A 16619-nucleotide genomic window follows, 5' to 3' on the forward strand; every position below is an offset into this window, starting at 1 on the left:
CAAACAGCTTGCCGCTGCAACCGGGCAAGCTGCTTCGATTCGTTTCGGGAAGCTGGGGGGGCCTCCTGATATCCAGCACCCCTATTTACAGGTATTCAAATGGTCGAGCGAAATAGCATACGCGACGTGCTCGAGGACGTTCTTACCCAGGCAGTGGAAGACCACCGTACTGGTTTCGAAGGTTTGAGCGAACTCATATACCGCAGCGCTCCAATGCAGGACGCCGCCCCTGGCGATATGACACCCCAGGGCGCCCCTGATAAGCCAGGCGTCCACAAGGCCGGGCAGGGAGTGCGCACCACCCCCCGCAGAAAAGCCACCCACCTGATTTCCGAGCAAAACCTGGACAGTCTGGGCGCTGCGCGATCAAAAATTGCACGTCTGCTCGAAGACAGGCTCGGCGATCGGCCAAGCCGCTCGGACATTGTGGACAAAGCGCTTGAGATCGTTCTCGATGAATTCAATAAAAAAGGGCTGGATAGCACCCTTGTGCAAAAAATTCTGACATTATCCCAGAAAACAAGCTGAACTCCCGCCTGCAAGCCGCCCCCGACAGACGGAATCAAAAACACTACGAACTACATGCGCATTTTCAATACCCTGAGCACCACGCTTGGACAGGCACGTTGCATCAATCCCGCCGCCATGGCCAACGCAGCACGCGTTACCCTTGCCGGCAAACTCAGGCGCCCACAACCGTGGGGCATGCCTGCGTCGCTGGATATTATCCTGACCAAGGCCTGCAATCTTCGCTGTATTTTCTGTATTTCCTACGAATCATTGGAAAAAGCGTACTGGATGGACTTCGAGTTGTACGAGCGCATCGCCAAGGAGCTTTTTCCCACTGCCTGCACAGTCTTTTTTTGCTCCGGAGGGGAGCCGCTGCTCTACCCTCGGATACGCGAAGCCCTTTTGCTCGCGCGCAAATACCGCACCCTGGCCACCATGACCAGCAACGGCATGCTTTTGGACGAAAGCGTGGCCAAGTGGATGGTCCAGGACCAAAGCCTGCAGGAGCTTTGTATCTCCTTTGACGGCGCCACCAAGGAAACCCTTGAGCGTATCCGGCGCGGGGCGCGTTTTGAAACCATTGTCGAAAACATCGACCGGCTTGCAAGCCTGAAGCGCAGCAAAAAACAACTTTTCCCCAGACTCTGGTTCCGTTTCGCCATCATGCGCTCCAACGCCCATGAGCTTCCTGCCGCGGTGGAACTGGCCGCAAAGCTCGGCCTCTACAAGATCGAGGTCAAATACCTGAACGTGGCCAACGATCTGGATTTCGACGAATCCCTGTACAATCACCCCAAGCTGGCCGCCGAAGTCTTTGCCGAAGCAGGCGCAAAGGCGGACGAACTCGGCCTAAAACTGGTGACCCCCGCCCTTCCCGGCCAGGGGCGCATCCCCGCACCCTGCCTGCGTCCGTGGCAGTTCTGCCAGATAGATACCGACGGCTCCCTGCGCATTTGCTATTACTGTTGGAAGCAGCGACTCGGCTTTTTCAAGGATGGCTTCAAGGCCGTCTGGAACGGGGAGCACTACCGCAGAATCCGCGCGACAATCGATGCTGACGCCCCTTATTATCCATACTGCGCCTACTGCGTGATGCGCCACGGCCCTGACTGTGAAGACGCACACAACAGAACCCTGCACGAAAACGCCTTTGGCATCCCCGGGCTCGAGCACCTGCAAAGCGGGTTCAACGAGCGCAGCCAGGAAAACGTGGCGTCCTTCAAACAGCTCAAAAAACAGGGCGACAGCCAGCAGGATTGATTCTTCCATTTGTTTGCATAAGGAAGCGCTCTTTACAATTGGGCGCAGTCTGACCAACGGCGGCAGACGAAAAACGCCCCGCTTCCCCTGTTCCTGTGGTTTTGTGTTATTGATGCAGCATGACAGCGACCACAGCCCCGGATTCTTCGCTTTTGCGTTTGCGCGTACGCCCCACTGCGTATGGAGGATTCTTCTTTCTGAGTCTTGTGGGCATGCTTTTAGGCAGCGCCAATTACGGAAACAATCTGGGATTTTTAATCACGTTCCTGCTCCTGAGCATGGCTGCCGTATCTTTGCTGACAGCCAGGGCCCAGCTTCGCAGTATTGAAATTCGCGGCTGTAGCGCCCACCCTGTTTTTGCAGGACAGGAAGCCAGCTTCACCTACATGCTTTGCATGTCCGGCCCCACGGCAGGGCGCTCCATAGATTGTTCTCTGCCAGGGAGCGCCCCCGTCACTGTAGATATCCCCGCAAAGGGCGACACCCAGGCCTCCTTGCTTCTGCCAGCCCCCAGGCGTGGGGTTTTGCACCCACCGGATTTGCACCTCGCCACACAGTACCCCCTGGGTATCTTCAAGGTACATGTCAAAAAAAGCGTCACAGCGTCTTGCCTGGTCTACCCTGCTCCTTATCCCCTGGACTTGCCGCTCCCTCGCGGCACAGGCGGACAAGGCGCCGGCTCCAGTGGCGGCCCCGACGTTGAAGATTTTGCCGGGCTGCGTGAATACACGCCCGGCGACGTGCCGCAACGCATCGACTGGAAGGCATCCATGCGGGGGCACGGCCTGTTGACCAAGGAATTTGAAGGACGAAAAGGCGGCGCCATCCAACTGGACTTTGAAAGCCTGCCCGCAACCGGCAAAGAGGAGCGGCTCTCCATGCTCTGCCGCCAGGCCTTGCAGGCGCATGGTCTTGGGGAGCATTTTTCCTTGCGTTTGCCGGATGAAAAAATCCCCGCCGCCCAGGGTGAGGCGCACCTGCGCCGGTGCCTGCAAGCCCTGGCCCTGTTCCGAATCGATGCAGTTGAAGCAACAGGGAGCCCCCGTGGCTGAAAGCGAATCGCCATACTTTGATTCTCCCTATCTAGGGGCGGTGCTTCTGGCTGTCATTACAGCCTACCTGCCGCACATGTTTCAACTCCCGGCAGGGGTGACACTGCTCTGCCTGGCGTCCTGGAGCTATCTGCTGTTGGGCATACATAAAGGGTGGCGACGCCCCCCAAAAGTGACCAGAAACCTGCTGGCGCTCGGCGCTGCCGGGCTGCTTTTTCTTGGTTATGGCGCTTCCCTGAACCTGAAGACCGGTGTCTCCATGCTGGCCGTACTGCTGGCGCTCAAGCCCCTGGAAATTACCACCCGCCGTGACGCCGTCACCACACTGCTGTTGACCAGCTTCCTGCTCATTTTCAGCCTGTTCTTTTCCCAAAGCCTGATAACCGCGCTTTTCGCCATGGGAGCGCTCATCACCTTGGGCGCTGCCCTGCTGCGCACCACCCACGAAAAAACACACACCGCCGAATCCTTGAGGATATCGCTGCGTTTATTATTGCAAGGAGCCCCCCTGGCCTTGGCCCTTTTCCTTGTATTCCCGCGTTTTCCCGGCGGCCTTCTGGGCTTTTCCACCCAGGGTGCGTTGAGCGGCGTAAGTGACGTTCTTGCCCCTGGAGATATATCGAACCTCGTATTGAACAGGGAGCTTGCTTTTCGGGTGAACTTTGAAAGCGCCACGCCACCGCGGAGCATGCTCTACTGGCGGGGGATAGTACTGTGGGATTTCGACGGCAGAAGCTGGCAAGCACCCCAGCAATTGCCAAAAGCCTACGCATCCATCACGGGCAGTTCTCCCATCACCTACAGAGTGATGCAGGAGCCAAACGGCCAGCGATGGCTCTTCACCCTGGACATGCCCATATCCGGCCTGGGGTGGGCGGTCCTGCAGGTGGACCATACCTTGCGCTCCCGGTTTGATGTCACACGCACACGCAGCTTCACCATGACCTCTTTTTTGCACCATAAATCTGACGGTTTGAGCCACTTCGGCTACCTTCGGGGCCTCAGACTGCCTGAAGACGCCGCCCCAAATGCACGAGCCCTGGCCCAGACATGGCTCCGAGAAGAGCAATCCCCACAAGGGGTAATAGACAGGTGTCTGCAATACTTTCACAATCAAGGCTTTTTGTATTCGCTCACCCCACCAGCAATCGATGCAGACCAAGACCCCGTGGACACCTTCCTGTTCGAAACCAAAAAAGGATTCTGCGGGCATTATGCCTCTGCCATGACATTCTTGCTGCGCGCCGCCGGCATTCCGGCCCGGGTCGTTGTCGGCTATCTGGGAGGGGAGGAAAACACGGTAGGCGGCTATCTCATGGTCCGTCAGTCAGACGCCCACGCCTGGGTGGAGGCGTGGATAGCGCGGCAGGGGTGGGTGCGCCTGGACCCCACGGCCATGGTTGCGCCGGAGCGGCTGGACCAAGGACTGCTGGCTGCCCTTGCCAATAGCGGGGGTGCGCCGGACGGCGCCTTGCAGGAGCTTCCGCCCTGGCTCCGCGCCATATCCATGCGTTTGGATTCCTTGAATTACCAATGGGAGCGCACCGTCCTCGGCTATAGCTATTGGGATCAACGCGGCGTTATCAATCGCATTCTGCGCGCCCTTGGAATGGGCATAGGCAACCTTCGGCTGGAGCGCATACTGATAGGCGTGACGCTTGTGCTGAGCGTGCTTGCCCTCAGCTTTCTGGTTCTGGTGCTGGTACGCAGAGGGTTATCCCTTCAATTTCTTGCACGAAAAGCCAACAACGAGAAGTCAGTTCTCTTATGGGAGCGCTTCTGCGCAAAAATGGCTCGTAATGGCTTGCCGCGCCCCCACTGGCAAGGCCCTATGGAGTATGCCGCCACACTCGTGCAACGACTGGAAAATGAAAGACCCGACCTTTGCGAGCCTGTTACGCACATAGCTGAAATGTATGCAAAAGTGCGATATGCCCCGCCAGAAGTAGTGGACGATCAGGACATTGCAGAGCTGGAAACCCTTGTCCGCAAAATTCCACGACACATACGACGCCCTCACGCCAACGATTGAGCAAAAAAAACGAACCGCCCCTCTTTTTCGAGGCGAAATCGAAAAAGAGGGGCGGCCGTGTGTGAGGGACTATTACGAAAATTGCCGGCGCGGCATCATGTCATACGGCCCCGCGAGCGCAAAAACATGTAAAGGGAGACCTTACGCCCTTTGAGACCAAGCTTGCGCCGGATGTTTTTCCTGTGTGTCTGCACAGTTTCAAAGGCCAGATGCATGGTTTCTGCAATCTCCTTTGTGGCGTGCCCAACACGAATATATTCGCACACCTTCAGCTCTGTGGGCGTAAGATCATAGAACAGCGGATCAGGTTCCTGCTCATGCGCCTTGGAAAGATCCCCAAGCTGTTCTTCGATGACTTCCTCATAGTTCTGTCGAACCTCGGGGGAGTGCTCCACAGACATCCTGCGCAGGGTTGGCAGAATATCCACCTTGATGAAATGGCTAAGGTCTTTCTCCAGCTCTTCCTTGTCCTGCCTGGCAGAGCGCATGACATTGCGCAGCGTGATCTGCATTTCTTCGACCAGGGCCTCCTTGCGCTGCAAGCGCTCCTCCAGGGCCTTGTGGTCGCTTTTATCCTCAAAAAACAGGCGGTAAAGTCTGGTAGAACCGTTCTTTGTCTCCAGTGGCCCAATGTACACCTGGACAGGGACCGCCCCGGTACTGCTGTTGACTTCAACAAAACACGCGTGTTGCTCTTCATTCAAGCCGGCAAGCATTTCCAGCAACAGCTTACCCTGCCCTGGGGAAAGCAGATCAGAAAGGGATGCGCCCACCAGATCGCCATTTCTCCCAAACAGGGAGTGGGCGGCCTTGTTCCCTTCCAGTACATGCCCAGCCTCGTCTACCAGGACAACACCATGAGGCGCGTCTTCAAAAAGTGATTGGTATAGTTGCATAGGGAGTTCGCGCTCCGGCTTCATGGCGTCTGAGCCGGTGCCACTCTTCTTCATTGGCGGCAACATCCCGGATTGCATGTCCCGGCCTTTCGTCATGGATTCTGCACTTTGCGACATTTTAACTCTCCCATAACAGTATCATACAAGACTTCCTGCTCATGCGATGCTAGACACCCCACCTCGGGCAACAAACGCTTCGTTCCGATGGTTGGTGAGCAATTCTCTTGCATGCGAATCAAGCTCTCTGGCTTTATTCCTCAATAATTCAAAATTGTTAAGCACAGTTGTAATATCATAGCCTACACCTGCGTAGGTGGGCGTAGTCGATTCCGCGTCAAATGTGGCCCTGTGCACCCACAGATGGGTCCGCAATTCGCCATCATACTGCAACATCTCATGCTGGATGGCACAAGAAGGATGGTGTGGTGAAAGAGACATCACCGCCTTACTGACCCGCAGCAAATCCTCCATTGGAATTCTATGGATAAAATTGCGGCCTAAAAGGTGATCTCGTTCCATACGACAATATGCACAGTAGGCGTCATTGACCCATGTCAGCTTCCCGTTGGCGTCGTAGCGAACGGCAAGCAATTGCTGCCTGTCGACCAGTGTGCGCAAAAGAGGCACCAGGGTCTTCTCATCCATCGACACATGATTTTCGTTATGGAATCTGTTTGGAATACATTTATATTTGTCAAACATATATGCCTCCCCACCCCCTGTTGCCACCCATTGACGGCCAAACAGCTAAACCGGGCAGACCTTAAAGGGGGGTACGTCATGGTCATATAACTACCTGCGGCAGACATGCGCGACTATCAGCAAAGCACCACACCTGGTGTAGGAACTATGCGTAAACACGTGTAGGACGAAAACGGACAAAAAGGGGAAGGTTTCCTCTATTTCGAGGAAATGAAAATAGATGGCGGGAACATCAATACCGGGGCGGGATGATCTCCCGCCCCGGCGTATATATCATTTTTGAACGGCCATGCGGCCTGCCTGGAAGGGGTTCACTGTGATCACACTCACAGGCGAACGTTCCAGAACTTCCTTGGCAACCGCGCCCAAGCCTGGGTCGGTTCCAGGTTTGTCGATGGCGCCGTGGCCGCGGCTGGTCATTACGACCATATCAGCCTTTTCCTTTTCGATGGTTTCCAGAATAGCATCGGCAGGGCGTCCCTGAACCAGACGCACCTGCACGTCAGGGCAAGCCTTCAGCTCAGCTTCACATATGCTCTCGAGTTTTGCCTTGGCCTGCTCCAACTCCCAGCTCTGGAAATCGCGCACTACATCCTTACTCGGGTAATTACCGTATGCAGGAAAGTAAGAGCACAAATCCACAGCCACATACATAGCCAGGACACGAGCATCATATTTTTCCGCAAGTGATTGCAGATGCGGTATCGCCTTGATTGAGTTGTCCGACAGGTCGGTCGGCCAGATTATCGTCTTCATTTCCATGTTGGCTTCCCTCCTGGGCTTGTTGTGTTGCGTCCAGGCTCCATTACCCTTCTTGCATCTACCCTTCTACGCCAGGGAAACAGCCTTGCTGTTCTCCCACAGACCGTGGATGTTGCAGTATGCCGTGGCAATGATGTGCCCGGGCGTGGTTATCTTCATGGATGCGGCAACCTCGTGGTGGGTATAGACAGGGCCAGTGTTGGGGCCTTGTACCGATTCACCATGCGCCGCAAACTCGAAACTTCCGATTTCATAAGTGAACTTGTCGCCTTCGGGCTTGAAGTACAGCCGCACCCAACGGATATGGTGCTCTGTGGTGTTGGGGTGGGCGATTTCCTTACCCAGAGTGACCTTTACGTCGAAAAATTCACCTTCTTTCACACTGTCAGGGGCATCGATAACAGGTACATGTTTTTCATTTTTCCAGTCATCGCTCTGATACAGATCACCCCCGCGCATTGTGCGCCTCCTTTTTTATTCCTCGGTTTAGGATAGAACAAAGATTCCATCCTTCATACTATATAGCATGTCGCATTTTGCAACATTTTTCAGTTTTTCCGCCAGCCTGTCAGCCAAATACATAGCGCAGGGTATAGGCGAAGGAGGGATACGCCCAAAGCATATCCATCAGATCGTCCACGGTTATACCCTGCCTGATGGCCAACCCCAGCAGACTAACTATTTCCTCTGCGCCTTCTCCAAGAAAGTGCGCGCCCAGAATATGCCCCGTGTCTTCGCGCACCAGCACATTATATCCGGCGTGGTTGCGCCCTATACGGCGGTATTCAGCCCACTCCGAGGCATCTCCCTTGTAACTTTTCAAGGAGAATCCTTCCTTCCTGGCCTGTTCGGCGGCTTCGTGCTCCAACATGCCCGCACGTCCTAGGGGAGGGTCGCTGAACAAAGCGCTTGCCAACCCCGCATAGTGCACCTTTTCGCGACCTGTCGGGTATTCGATGCCAAGGTCCTGCAGAATGTTGTAGACCGCCACGTCTGCCTGATGCACGGCAACGGGGGTCAGGGGCCAGCTCTGGTTGTTGCAGTCTCCGGCGGCAAAAACAGCCTTGTTCGAGGTGCTGCGCATACAATCGTCAACCTCCACGGCGCCCTTGACCAACGTGACGCCGGCCTTGTCCAGCCCCAGTGCAGCAGTACGGGGAACGCGCCCCGCACCATTGAAGATCATGTCAGCCTCAAAGCTCCTGGCATCGTCACCAGCGCCATGCAGCACCAGCTTGCCATCCTTGCGCTCCAGATTTCCGGGAGTAAAATTTGTGACCAGCTCCAGCCCTTTCTCCCGGCAGATATCAAGCAAACGCGCCACCAATTCCTGGTCAAACGCGCGCAAAAATGTATTCCCATGCGTTGCAAGCACGGCCTCGCAGCCAGCGGCCATGGCCACCAGAGTGAACTCGAAGGAAACATAGCCGCCGCCAAGAAAGACGATTCTGCGGGGCAGACTTTCCAGCTCCAGAAATTCCGGGCTTGCAACCATCATATCCGCGCCGGGAAAGGAAAATGGCCTGGGCTTTGCGCCCACTGCAAGACAAACACGCCGCCCTTGCAGGGCAACCGTGCTCCCTGACGCCTCGTGCACCAGCATCTCGTCTGGCCCTGTGAACTCCAGGTGCCCGGAATAGGTCGCGATGTCTGCGTTCTCCAGACCTTTCTTCACGGCATCAGAAATTGGCTCGGTAAATTCACGCTTGAAGCGGATCAAATCCCCCCAATCTATGGAGGCCTGACCAGTTACGCCATTGCCCCGCATACGGTGAATGGCGTCCACGGCGTGCGCTGCCTCCACCAGGGTTTTCTTTGGCTCGCACCCCCGCAAAGGGCATACGCCCCCCCACCCGTTCTCCTCGACAACGGCAACAGAAAGACCGGCTCTTTTACATCTCCTGGCAACATGCCCGCCGGCAGGGCCAGAGCCCGCCACTATAACGTCAAAAGTATCAGCCATTGCAGTATCCCCCTCGATACATACTCATCTTTTTCCGCCGCCTGCATAGAGGCTTCAAATGCCCACGTTGTCGATTGTTTCGCGCAGCACACCGGCGCTCTTATGCAAGGCTTCCAATTCCTCGGGCGCTATATCGGCCTCGATGATCTGCTCCGCACCGTTTCTGCCGACAAGGCACGGCAGCGACAGGCAGACATCGTTCAGCCCGTATTGGCCATCAACGAGGGTGGATATGCACAGCGCACTTTTCTGATCATTGAGGATTGCCTCAACAATACGCACCATGCCCAGACCTATGGCATAGTAAGTGGCGCCCTTGCGCTCGATAATTTTGTATGCGGCGGTTCTCACGTCCTCCATGACGTTTTTACGGAAGTCGCTATCACATTTCTTTCCGGATGCTTCGCAATACGACTCCAAAGGAACACCGGCAATGTTGACCCTGCTCCACAGGGCCAGTTCGCTGTCGCCATGTTCGCCAATGACGTAGCCGTGGACATTTCTCGGGTCCACCTTGCAGCTGTCCGCCAGCAAATATCGAAACCGCGCCGTGTCCAGTACGGTGCCGGAGCCGATGACCCTTTCCTTGGGCAGACCGCTTTCCTTGACGGCCGTATAGGTAAGCACATCCACCGGGTTGCTGACCATGAGCAGCACGGGCGATGCCGCATGCTCCATGATGCTGCCCACGATTTTGCGCGTGATGTCCACATTCTTGTCGGCCACCTCCAGGCGACTTTGCCCGGCTTGCGTTGCAGCTCCAGCGGTTACAACAACCACCTGTGCGTCCTTGCAGGCCTCGTAGCCTGCCGCGTAAATGTTCATGGGGCTGAGAAAAGAAAGGCAGTGGTTCAGGTCCATGGCCTCCCCTTCCGCCCGTTCGTATGAAAGGTCGATCAGGGCAATTTCATTTGCCACGCCTTCAATGGCTGCAGCATAAGCAAAAGACGACCCGACCATTCCTGCGCCAATGACTGCAATTTTTGAATACATGTCAATTCCTCTAAAGAACTTTTATTTTGCAAAAACAAATGCACCCTTGAGACGATATTCGATCGTTTCAGGGTGGATACATACCTTTTTGGCATTCATTTCACAGTTGCAAACCTGCAAACACTTCTTCTTTTTTCTCCATGTTGACTACAATGCATCGACATGGCCGCGATTCCAAGGGGGTGGACAGGGTAATCATCGGGTATGCAGTTCACGCATCACCCTAAAAGCCAGAATATCTTCATCAGGACTCCATCTCGGCCGTTGCGGCGAACATGTCCTCGTGCCTGTCCGCCATGCGATCGCGCAGCTTTTGCACAAGCCGTTGCTCTATCTGCCTGATGCGTTCTCGGGAAACACCATGACGCTCACCAATGGTGCGTAGTGTGTCAGGCTCGTCATGCAAAAGCCTGGCGCGCAAAATATCCGCTTCCTTCGGGTTCAACTCCGGCAACACAGATTCTATTTCGTCCTTGGCCAGGGCGCTGCGCTCGGAAAACGCCACCTGCTCTTCAACACCAGGGCCGAGGGCGGGCATCACATCCAAAAAGGTGGCGCCCTGCTCTTCGCCCAGCGGAGCATCCAGGGACATATCCGGCATATCCATGCGTTGCAGCATCTGCTCCACCTGCTCCTCGTCCATGTCCAGACTCGCTGCCAGAGCACTGGCGTCCGGTTCCAGCCCTTGCTGCTGCAGCTTGCGCCGCTCTTTACCCAGATTATAGAACAGTCTGCGCTGGGCCTGGGTGGTCCCAAGCTTTACCATGCGCCAGTTATCCCTGATGAATTTGAGTATGAAAGCCCTGACCCAAAAGGTGGCGTAGTAGGAAAAGCGCACGCCCTTGTCCGGATCGAATTTTGAGACAGCCTGCATGAGCCCGACATTGCCTTCCTGAATCAAATCCAGAACGCTGCGCATCCAGACACGCTGAAATTCCATAGCGATTTTGACAACAAGACGCAGATGTGACGTTACAAGCCTGAAGGCGGCCTCCTGGTCCTCCCCCTCGCGAACACGATTGGCGAGCAACCGCTCCTCTTCAGGCGTCAGCATGGGAAACTGTCCAACTTCCCGCAGATAGCCGCTCAGCCCATCCCTGAAGCCGCCCCCTTCTTTTGTCTGCTTTCTTTTTCCTGACACGGCAGGAAGCAAAGTATTATCAAGACCAGCCTTCTTGTTCATGACGGGTCCTTTTTCTGCTCTTTTACGGTTTTTGGCAGCGAAACAACCACATGGGTGCCTTCCTGTGGAGAGGTGGTGAAGTCGATATCGCCTCCGTGCGCATTGGCCACCAGTTTGGCGCTGTAGGTCCCCAGTCCCGTACCGTGTTCCTTGCCGGCCGTGGCGTAGGGTTCAAAAAAACGCTTGCGCACGCTTGCAGGCACTTCACCTTGATTGTGCACGTCAACAACCACGACATCGTTTTTCTCGGAAAGGTCGACGGCAATGTCACTGTCTTTGGGAGAAGCCTCCACCGCGTTCCGCAGCAAATTTTCCAACATGGTTTCCAAAAGCACGGGGTCTCCCTGCACTGCAATGACAGGCTCCTGATCCCGATCCAGGGGGTGCCCCTGGATGCTGAGCTGCAGGGGCACGCCCGTTGCGCCATCTTCAGGGGAACAGCTTTGCTCAAGCGAAAGCAGCATGGCCACAAGGTCCACATCCGTGGGCTCCAGTTCAAATTCCCCTTTTTCTATGCGCAACAACAGGCGTGAACGGTCGATCAGCTTGACGGCCCTGCTTCCCAAGTGCTCTATAATACCAAGCTTCTCGAGCTGTTCTTCATTCAGATCGTCATTTTTCAAAAGAGAACGGGCCATACCACCAATGCCCACAAGCGGGGAGCGCAGGTCGTGGCGCATCAGCCTGTGCACTTCCTCGCGCAACGATTCGGTACGTTTGCGCTCGGTCAAGTCGCGAATAATGGCCCCGTAATAGCGGCACCCTTCGCCTTCCCAGGTGGAAAGCGAAAGCTCTAGCGGAAAGATTTCGCCATTGGCGCGCAGCCCTTCCAGCTCAACATGCTGGCCAATGTGCTTTTTCTCACCTGTTTCCAGGTACCGTTTCATACCGCGGGTATGGTCTTCCCGGTAGTGCTCCGGGATAATCTCCAAAACATTTTTGCCCACGATTTCGCGGCCATGACCAAACATCTTCTCGGCGCCTTTGTTCCAGGTAATGATTTCCCCGGCCGCGTTGGTCGTTACAATCGCATCAACCGAGGTTTCAGTGATTGCCTGGTAGCGGGCTTCGACAAGATTACAGGAAGCATTGTCCTGAATAAATTTTGTATTGCTGCCATTCTCAGGTCCCTGCATACCATCACCCATTGAAGTAGGAAGGCTGCGACTGTGGCCGCTCGGCTTCTTCCATGTTGGCCACGTATTCCAGTTCCAACCGCATCGAACGCTCCCAAAAGCCGTGGCGGTTGCAATAGGCCCATATCAGCAAGGTGCCGGGCGTTGTCACTGCCAACGTGCATTGCACGTTGCCCTCCGTGTCCACCAGCGATCTGGCGGATGCACCTTTATTCTGGTTTGCAGCATGGGCCAAATTGTAGGTGGCGACCTCTACGGTTCTACCCACATCAGGCTTGAAATACACCCGAATCCAGCGAATATGATGCTCACTCGTCGCCTCGTGCGATTCGTTATTTCCCATCGACAGCTTCACAGTGAAGTATTCCCCCCTGGGCACACGCAATGCTTCAGCCACCTGTCCGCTCCTTGCTTCTTGAGTTTTCTCGTTTATTGAACCTACGCCAACCTGTTGCAATGAAAAGGGGGTGAAAGGGGGATAGATCGGGTAGTTGCAGCGTGACTTAGTATGATCCTCGTTTCCGCGTGGGGCTGTGGCGCTAGCAAAGGCATGCCCTTATGCCCAATGCCCCGTTTTCTCCCCTTTGTCCGGGGGCGCAATCATGTATAGTGTTCAATACTTGCCGGTGGGAGTCTTTCGCCGATCCCCCGGCTCAGAAATTTCCGGAGTCAAGAAATGGATAAGAGTTGGATGCACAACAAATACGTTCGCATAGCGCTCTCAATCGCGCCCTTGCTGGTTGTGGGGGGGCTTGGATATTATTTGTGGGATGCCGGGCTGTTGGACAAGGCCCATGATTACATCGAGCAGCACACGTCGCTGCCCTTGTTTCTTGCGCTTTTGCTTACACTCCCGGTGTTCGGGTTCCCCCTGAGCCTGTTGCTGGTCGTGGCGGGAGCACGGCTCGGCATTGTCTGGGGCATTACCGCCCTTGTTGTGGCAACCCCTGTGCATCTTTTTCTTACGTGGCTCCTTTCCAGGTGGTTGCAACGCTGGATCACGAATTTCCTCAAACGTAAGGGGCACTCACTGCCGCAAATCCCGGAGCGCGATCAAGGGCTTTGGGTCGCCATGTTTTCGCTTATTCCTGCATTATCCTACGCGGTAAAGAACTTCACCATAACCCTTGGCGGCGGGTCTTTGGGGTTGATTCTGGCCGTTGCCTGGCCCGTACAGGTAGCCCAGGGCATTCCCCTGGTGCTTGTGGGTGGATCCGTAGCCACGGGAAGTCTGACGCCTCTTTTCATCGGCATTTTTCTGCTGCTGCTCGCCATGGTGGGCACGCCCCGCATTGTACGTTCATTGCGTAGCAATGAAGACGATGCAGCACAAAAAAGCAACAAAGGAAGTGACTCGAAACAATGAGTGAAGCACCCCCCCGCCCCCATAATGCATCTGCGGTAAACGCCCCCTGGACCCTCTCCGCCCAAGAAGTGCAGGACGCGCTCGGCACTTCTCTGGAAAGCGGGCTGGCCCCTGGGGAGGCAGCGTCGCGACTGAAGCAATACGGCCCCAACAGGCTGGCGAAAAAGAAGACAACGCCTGCCTGGAAAATATTCGTGGAGCAATTTCGCAATCTCATCGTACTGCTGCTGGCCATTGCCATGGGGTTATCCGCGGTTTTCGGCCAATGGCTCGAAGCCGCTTCCGTTGCCGTGGCCATAGGCTTCAATATCATCATCGGTTTTTTCACCGAACTCGAAGCAGTTCGCTCCATGGAGTCTCTGGAAAAGCTCGGCCAGGCCAAAACACGCACTATTCGTGGCGGCAGCGCCAAAGAGATTCCGGCGGCCAAACTCGTGCCCGGCGATATTGTGGTTCTTGAAGCAGGAGACGTGATTCCCGCAGACCTCCGTGTCATTGAAGAAGCCCAGATGCAGGCCGACGAGGCTCTTCTGACGGGGGAATCCATGAGCGTGGCCAAGAATCTGGACCCAGCTCCGGAAGACGCCCCTTTGGCCGAACGAAGCTGCATGCTTTACAAGGGCGCCACCCTGGCGGCCGGCTCCGGCCATGGCGTTGTCACAGCGACGGGCATGCACACCGAACTCGGCCGCATTGCCCAACTGACCGAAGACGCCGAACAAAAAGACACGCCTCTGGAAAAACGGCTCGACCGCCTGGGCAGACGGCTGCTTTTCGTCACAGTGGCCATTACGGTGGTGGTTGCTCTTGTGGGCGTACTCACTGGCATGGAACTGTTTCTGGTCATCGAGACGGCCATTGCTCTGGCAGTGGCGGCCATTCCCGAAGGTTTGCCCGTGGTGGCCACCATAGCCCTGGCCAGGGGCATGTGGCGGCTGGCCAAGCGCAACGCCCTGCTGCAAAGACTTTCTGCTGTGGAAACCCTTGGCGCTGTCAGCGCCATCTGCACGGACAAGACCGGCACCCTGACGGAAAATCGCATGCACTTGTCGCAGCTTGCCCATGCTGGAGATTGTGGCGAAAAGTCCTGTTACACTTCTTTTGATAAGCAAACGGGCGCATTTACATATAATGGAGAGACACTTCATCCCGCCCAGGATTCGCCCCGCCAGGAAGTGTGGGAAGCGATACGGGTGGGTGTGCTCTGCAACAACGCCCAACTCGGTCGAGACCGTGGCGGCTCAGGGGAAAAAAGCCTGGGCGATCCCCTGGAAATTGCGCTATTGGAGGCGGGCGCCGCCGCAGGCTATGACCGTGCGGACCTGTTGCAGCAATTTGCTGAATTACGCGAGGTGGCTTTTTCCCAGGAGAACATGATGATGGCCACCTACCATCGCCTTGCGAACAATGAAGACGGCTCCGTGCTGGTTGCAGTGAAAGGAGCGCCCGAAGCCGTGCTGCAACACTGCGATTCCGTATTGGAAGATGACGCCCTGACACCTCTTGACGATCAGGGCAGAGAGCGCTGGGAGGAAACGAACAGGGCAATGGCCTCCAGAGGGCTGCGCATGCTGGCCCTGGCGCGCAAACTGACCAACGACGAAAACACCCCTCCCTATGAAGGGCTGACGCTCCTGGGCCTTGTGGGCTTGCAAGACCCCGCGCGTGATGGCGTGGCGGACGCCATTGCCGAATGTCACGATGCCGGCATCCGCGTCATCATGGTCACAGGAGACCAGGCCCACACCGCCGCCGCCATCGCCAGTGAACTGGGCCTTGCCCCCCAAGGCGCAGAACCCATCCACGGCAGTGAAATCGGCACCGATGACGGATGGGGGGCGCAGGCGCCCCCGGAAACAATCGAGCGCCTTACCTCGGCTACTGTCTTTTCACGTGTTTCTCCCGAACAAAAACTGCGGCTGGTTGAACTGCTGCAAAATCAGGGAGATGTTGTGGGCATGACGGGTGATGGCGTGAACGACGCCCCTGCCCTGAAAAAGGCCGACATCGGCATCGCCATGGGCAAGCGCGGCACCCAGGCAGCAAGCGAGGCCGCAGCCATGGTGCTGAAGGATGACGCGTTCTCCACCATTGTCATGGCCATCAAGCAGGGGCGCGGCATTTTTAACAATATCCGCCGCTTTATCATCTTTCTGCTTTCCGGAAACATGGCTGAAATCGCCATCGTGGCCGTGGCCATGCTTCTTGGCATGCCCTTGCCTCTGTTACCGTTGCAGATTCTTTATCTGAACATGCTGGGGGATGTCTTTCCCGCCCTTGCCCTGGGCATGGGGCACGCAGACGACGCAGCCATGCGCCGGCCGCCGCGTGATTCGGGAGAATCCATCATCACGGGCGCACACTGGTGGGGCATGTCCGGATACGCTGCCGTTATCACCGCGGCGGTGCTGGTCAGCTTTGCCCTGGCGCTGTACCACTTTGAAATGCCGCAAAAGCAGGCTGTCGGGATTTCCTTCCTGACACTGGCCTTTGCCCGTCTCTGGCATGTGTTCAACATGCGCGGCATTGGCACCAACCCCATAAACAATGTCGTCACGCGCAATCCTTTTGTATGGGGAGCGCTCGGCATCTGCATCGGGCTGCTTTTGCTGGCAGTGTGGCTGCCTGTATTGTCGGAAGTATTGGCTCTTGGAAATCCGGGACTGGTGGGCTGGCAACTCATTATAGGCTGCAGCCTGGCCCCAACAGCTTTTATCCAGATTGTCCTGCTGGTGCTGGACGCCAGGGAAAAGAAGAAATAATG

General features: G+C 56.1%; 15 protein-coding genes. 6 read left to right on the forward strand and 9 right to left on the reverse strand.

What is annotated here, in order from left to right; translation table 11 throughout:
* Positions 1-99: 99 nt before the first annotated feature.
* From ACZ5EH_RS02485 to ACZ5EH_RS02500, 4 genes are all read left to right on the forward strand, one after another.
* Positions 100-528, forward strand: coding sequence for a hypothetical protein (locus ACZ5EH_RS02485; protein ID WP_464276562.1), 429 nt, complete (start codon positions 100-102; stop codon positions 526-528).
* Between the two features lie 54 nt (positions 529-582).
* Positions 583-1770 carry a radical SAM protein gene (locus tag ACZ5EH_RS02490; RefSeq protein WP_464276563.1) on the forward strand — a complete coding sequence of 396 codons (1188 nt, stop codon included), beginning with the start codon at positions 583-585 and terminating at the stop codon, positions 1768-1770.
* A gap of 119 nt (positions 1771-1889) precedes the next feature.
* Positions 1890-2822, forward strand: coding sequence for a DUF58 domain-containing protein (locus ACZ5EH_RS02495; RefSeq protein ID WP_464276564.1), 933 nt, complete (start codon positions 1890-1892; stop codon positions 2820-2822).
* A complete protein-coding gene (locus ACZ5EH_RS02500) occupies positions 2815-4854 on the forward strand; it encodes a transglutaminase TgpA family protein (RefSeq protein ID WP_464276565.1) in 2040 nt (679 codons plus the stop codon). The genes ACZ5EH_RS02495 and ACZ5EH_RS02500 overlap by 8 nt, the downstream gene beginning before the upstream one ends.
* Positions 4855-4949: 95 nt before the next feature.
* On the opposite strand, the gene ACZ5EH_RS02505 is transcribed toward ACZ5EH_RS02500, so the two are convergent.
* The 9 genes from ACZ5EH_RS02505 to ACZ5EH_RS02545 form a co-directional block, all read right to left on the reverse strand.
* Positions 4950-5867, reverse strand: coding sequence for a LuxR C-terminal-related transcriptional regulator (locus tag ACZ5EH_RS02505; protein WP_464276566.1), 918 nt, complete (start codon positions 5865-5867; stop codon positions 4950-4952).
* 39 nt (positions 5868-5906) lie between these two features.
* On the reverse strand, positions 5907-6452 hold the full coding sequence (locus ACZ5EH_RS02510; RefSeq protein WP_464276567.1) for a PAS domain S-box protein: 546 nt from the start codon (positions 6450-6452) through the stop codon (positions 5907-5909).
* Between the two features lie 273 nt (positions 6453-6725).
* A complete protein-coding gene (locus ACZ5EH_RS02515; RefSeq protein WP_464276568.1) occupies positions 6726-7214 on the reverse strand; it encodes a universal stress protein in 489 nt (162 codons plus the stop codon).
* Between the two features lie 66 nt (positions 7215-7280).
* Positions 7281-7673: a class II SORL domain-containing protein gene (locus tag ACZ5EH_RS02520; RefSeq protein ID WP_464276569.1), complete on the reverse strand. Its 393-nt coding sequence runs from the start codon at positions 7671-7673 to the stop codon at positions 7281-7283.
* A 109-nt stretch (positions 7674-7782) separates the two neighbouring features.
* A complete protein-coding gene (locus ACZ5EH_RS02525) occupies positions 7783-9177 on the reverse strand; it encodes a dihydrolipoyl dehydrogenase family protein (RefSeq protein ID WP_464276570.1) in 1395 nt (464 codons plus the stop codon).
* Between the two features lie 54 nt (positions 9178-9231).
* The gene (locus tag ACZ5EH_RS02530) at positions 9232-10170 is read right to left on the reverse strand and encodes an L-lactate dehydrogenase (RefSeq protein ID WP_464276571.1); all 939 of its coding nucleotides are present in this window, start codon (positions 10168-10170) and stop codon (positions 9232-9234) included.
* 244 nt (positions 10171-10414) lie between these two features.
* Positions 10415-11353, reverse strand: coding sequence for a sigma-70 family RNA polymerase sigma factor (locus tag ACZ5EH_RS02535; RefSeq protein ID WP_464276572.1), 939 nt, complete (start codon positions 11351-11353; stop codon positions 10415-10417).
* On the reverse strand, positions 11350-12489 hold the full coding sequence (locus ACZ5EH_RS02540) for a PAS domain S-box protein (protein WP_464276573.1): 1140 nt from the start codon (positions 12487-12489) through the stop codon (positions 11350-11352). The genes ACZ5EH_RS02535 and ACZ5EH_RS02540 overlap by 4 nt, the downstream gene beginning before the upstream one ends.
* A 4-nt stretch (positions 12490-12493) precedes the next feature.
* Complete coding sequence (locus ACZ5EH_RS02545; protein WP_464276574.1) at positions 12494-12886, reverse strand: desulfoferrodoxin family protein; 393 nt, start codon at positions 12884-12886, stop codon at positions 12494-12496.
* A 279-nt stretch (positions 12887-13165) separates the two neighbouring features.
* On the opposite strand from ACZ5EH_RS02545, the gene ACZ5EH_RS02550 reads away from it, so the two are divergent.
* The gene (locus ACZ5EH_RS02550) at positions 13166-13855 is read left to right on the forward strand and encodes a TVP38/TMEM64 family protein (RefSeq protein ID WP_464276575.1); all 690 of its coding nucleotides are present in this window, start codon (positions 13166-13168) and stop codon (positions 13853-13855) included.
* Positions 13852-16617, forward strand: a complete 2766-nt coding sequence (locus tag ACZ5EH_RS02555) for a cation-translocating P-type ATPase (protein WP_464276576.1) — start codon at positions 13852-13854, stop codon at positions 16615-16617. Before ACZ5EH_RS02550 ends, ACZ5EH_RS02555 begins: the two co-directional genes overlap by 4 nt.
* Positions 16618-16619 lie beyond the last annotated feature (2 nt).

This window comes from Desulfovibrio biadhensis, assembly GCF_055388615.1.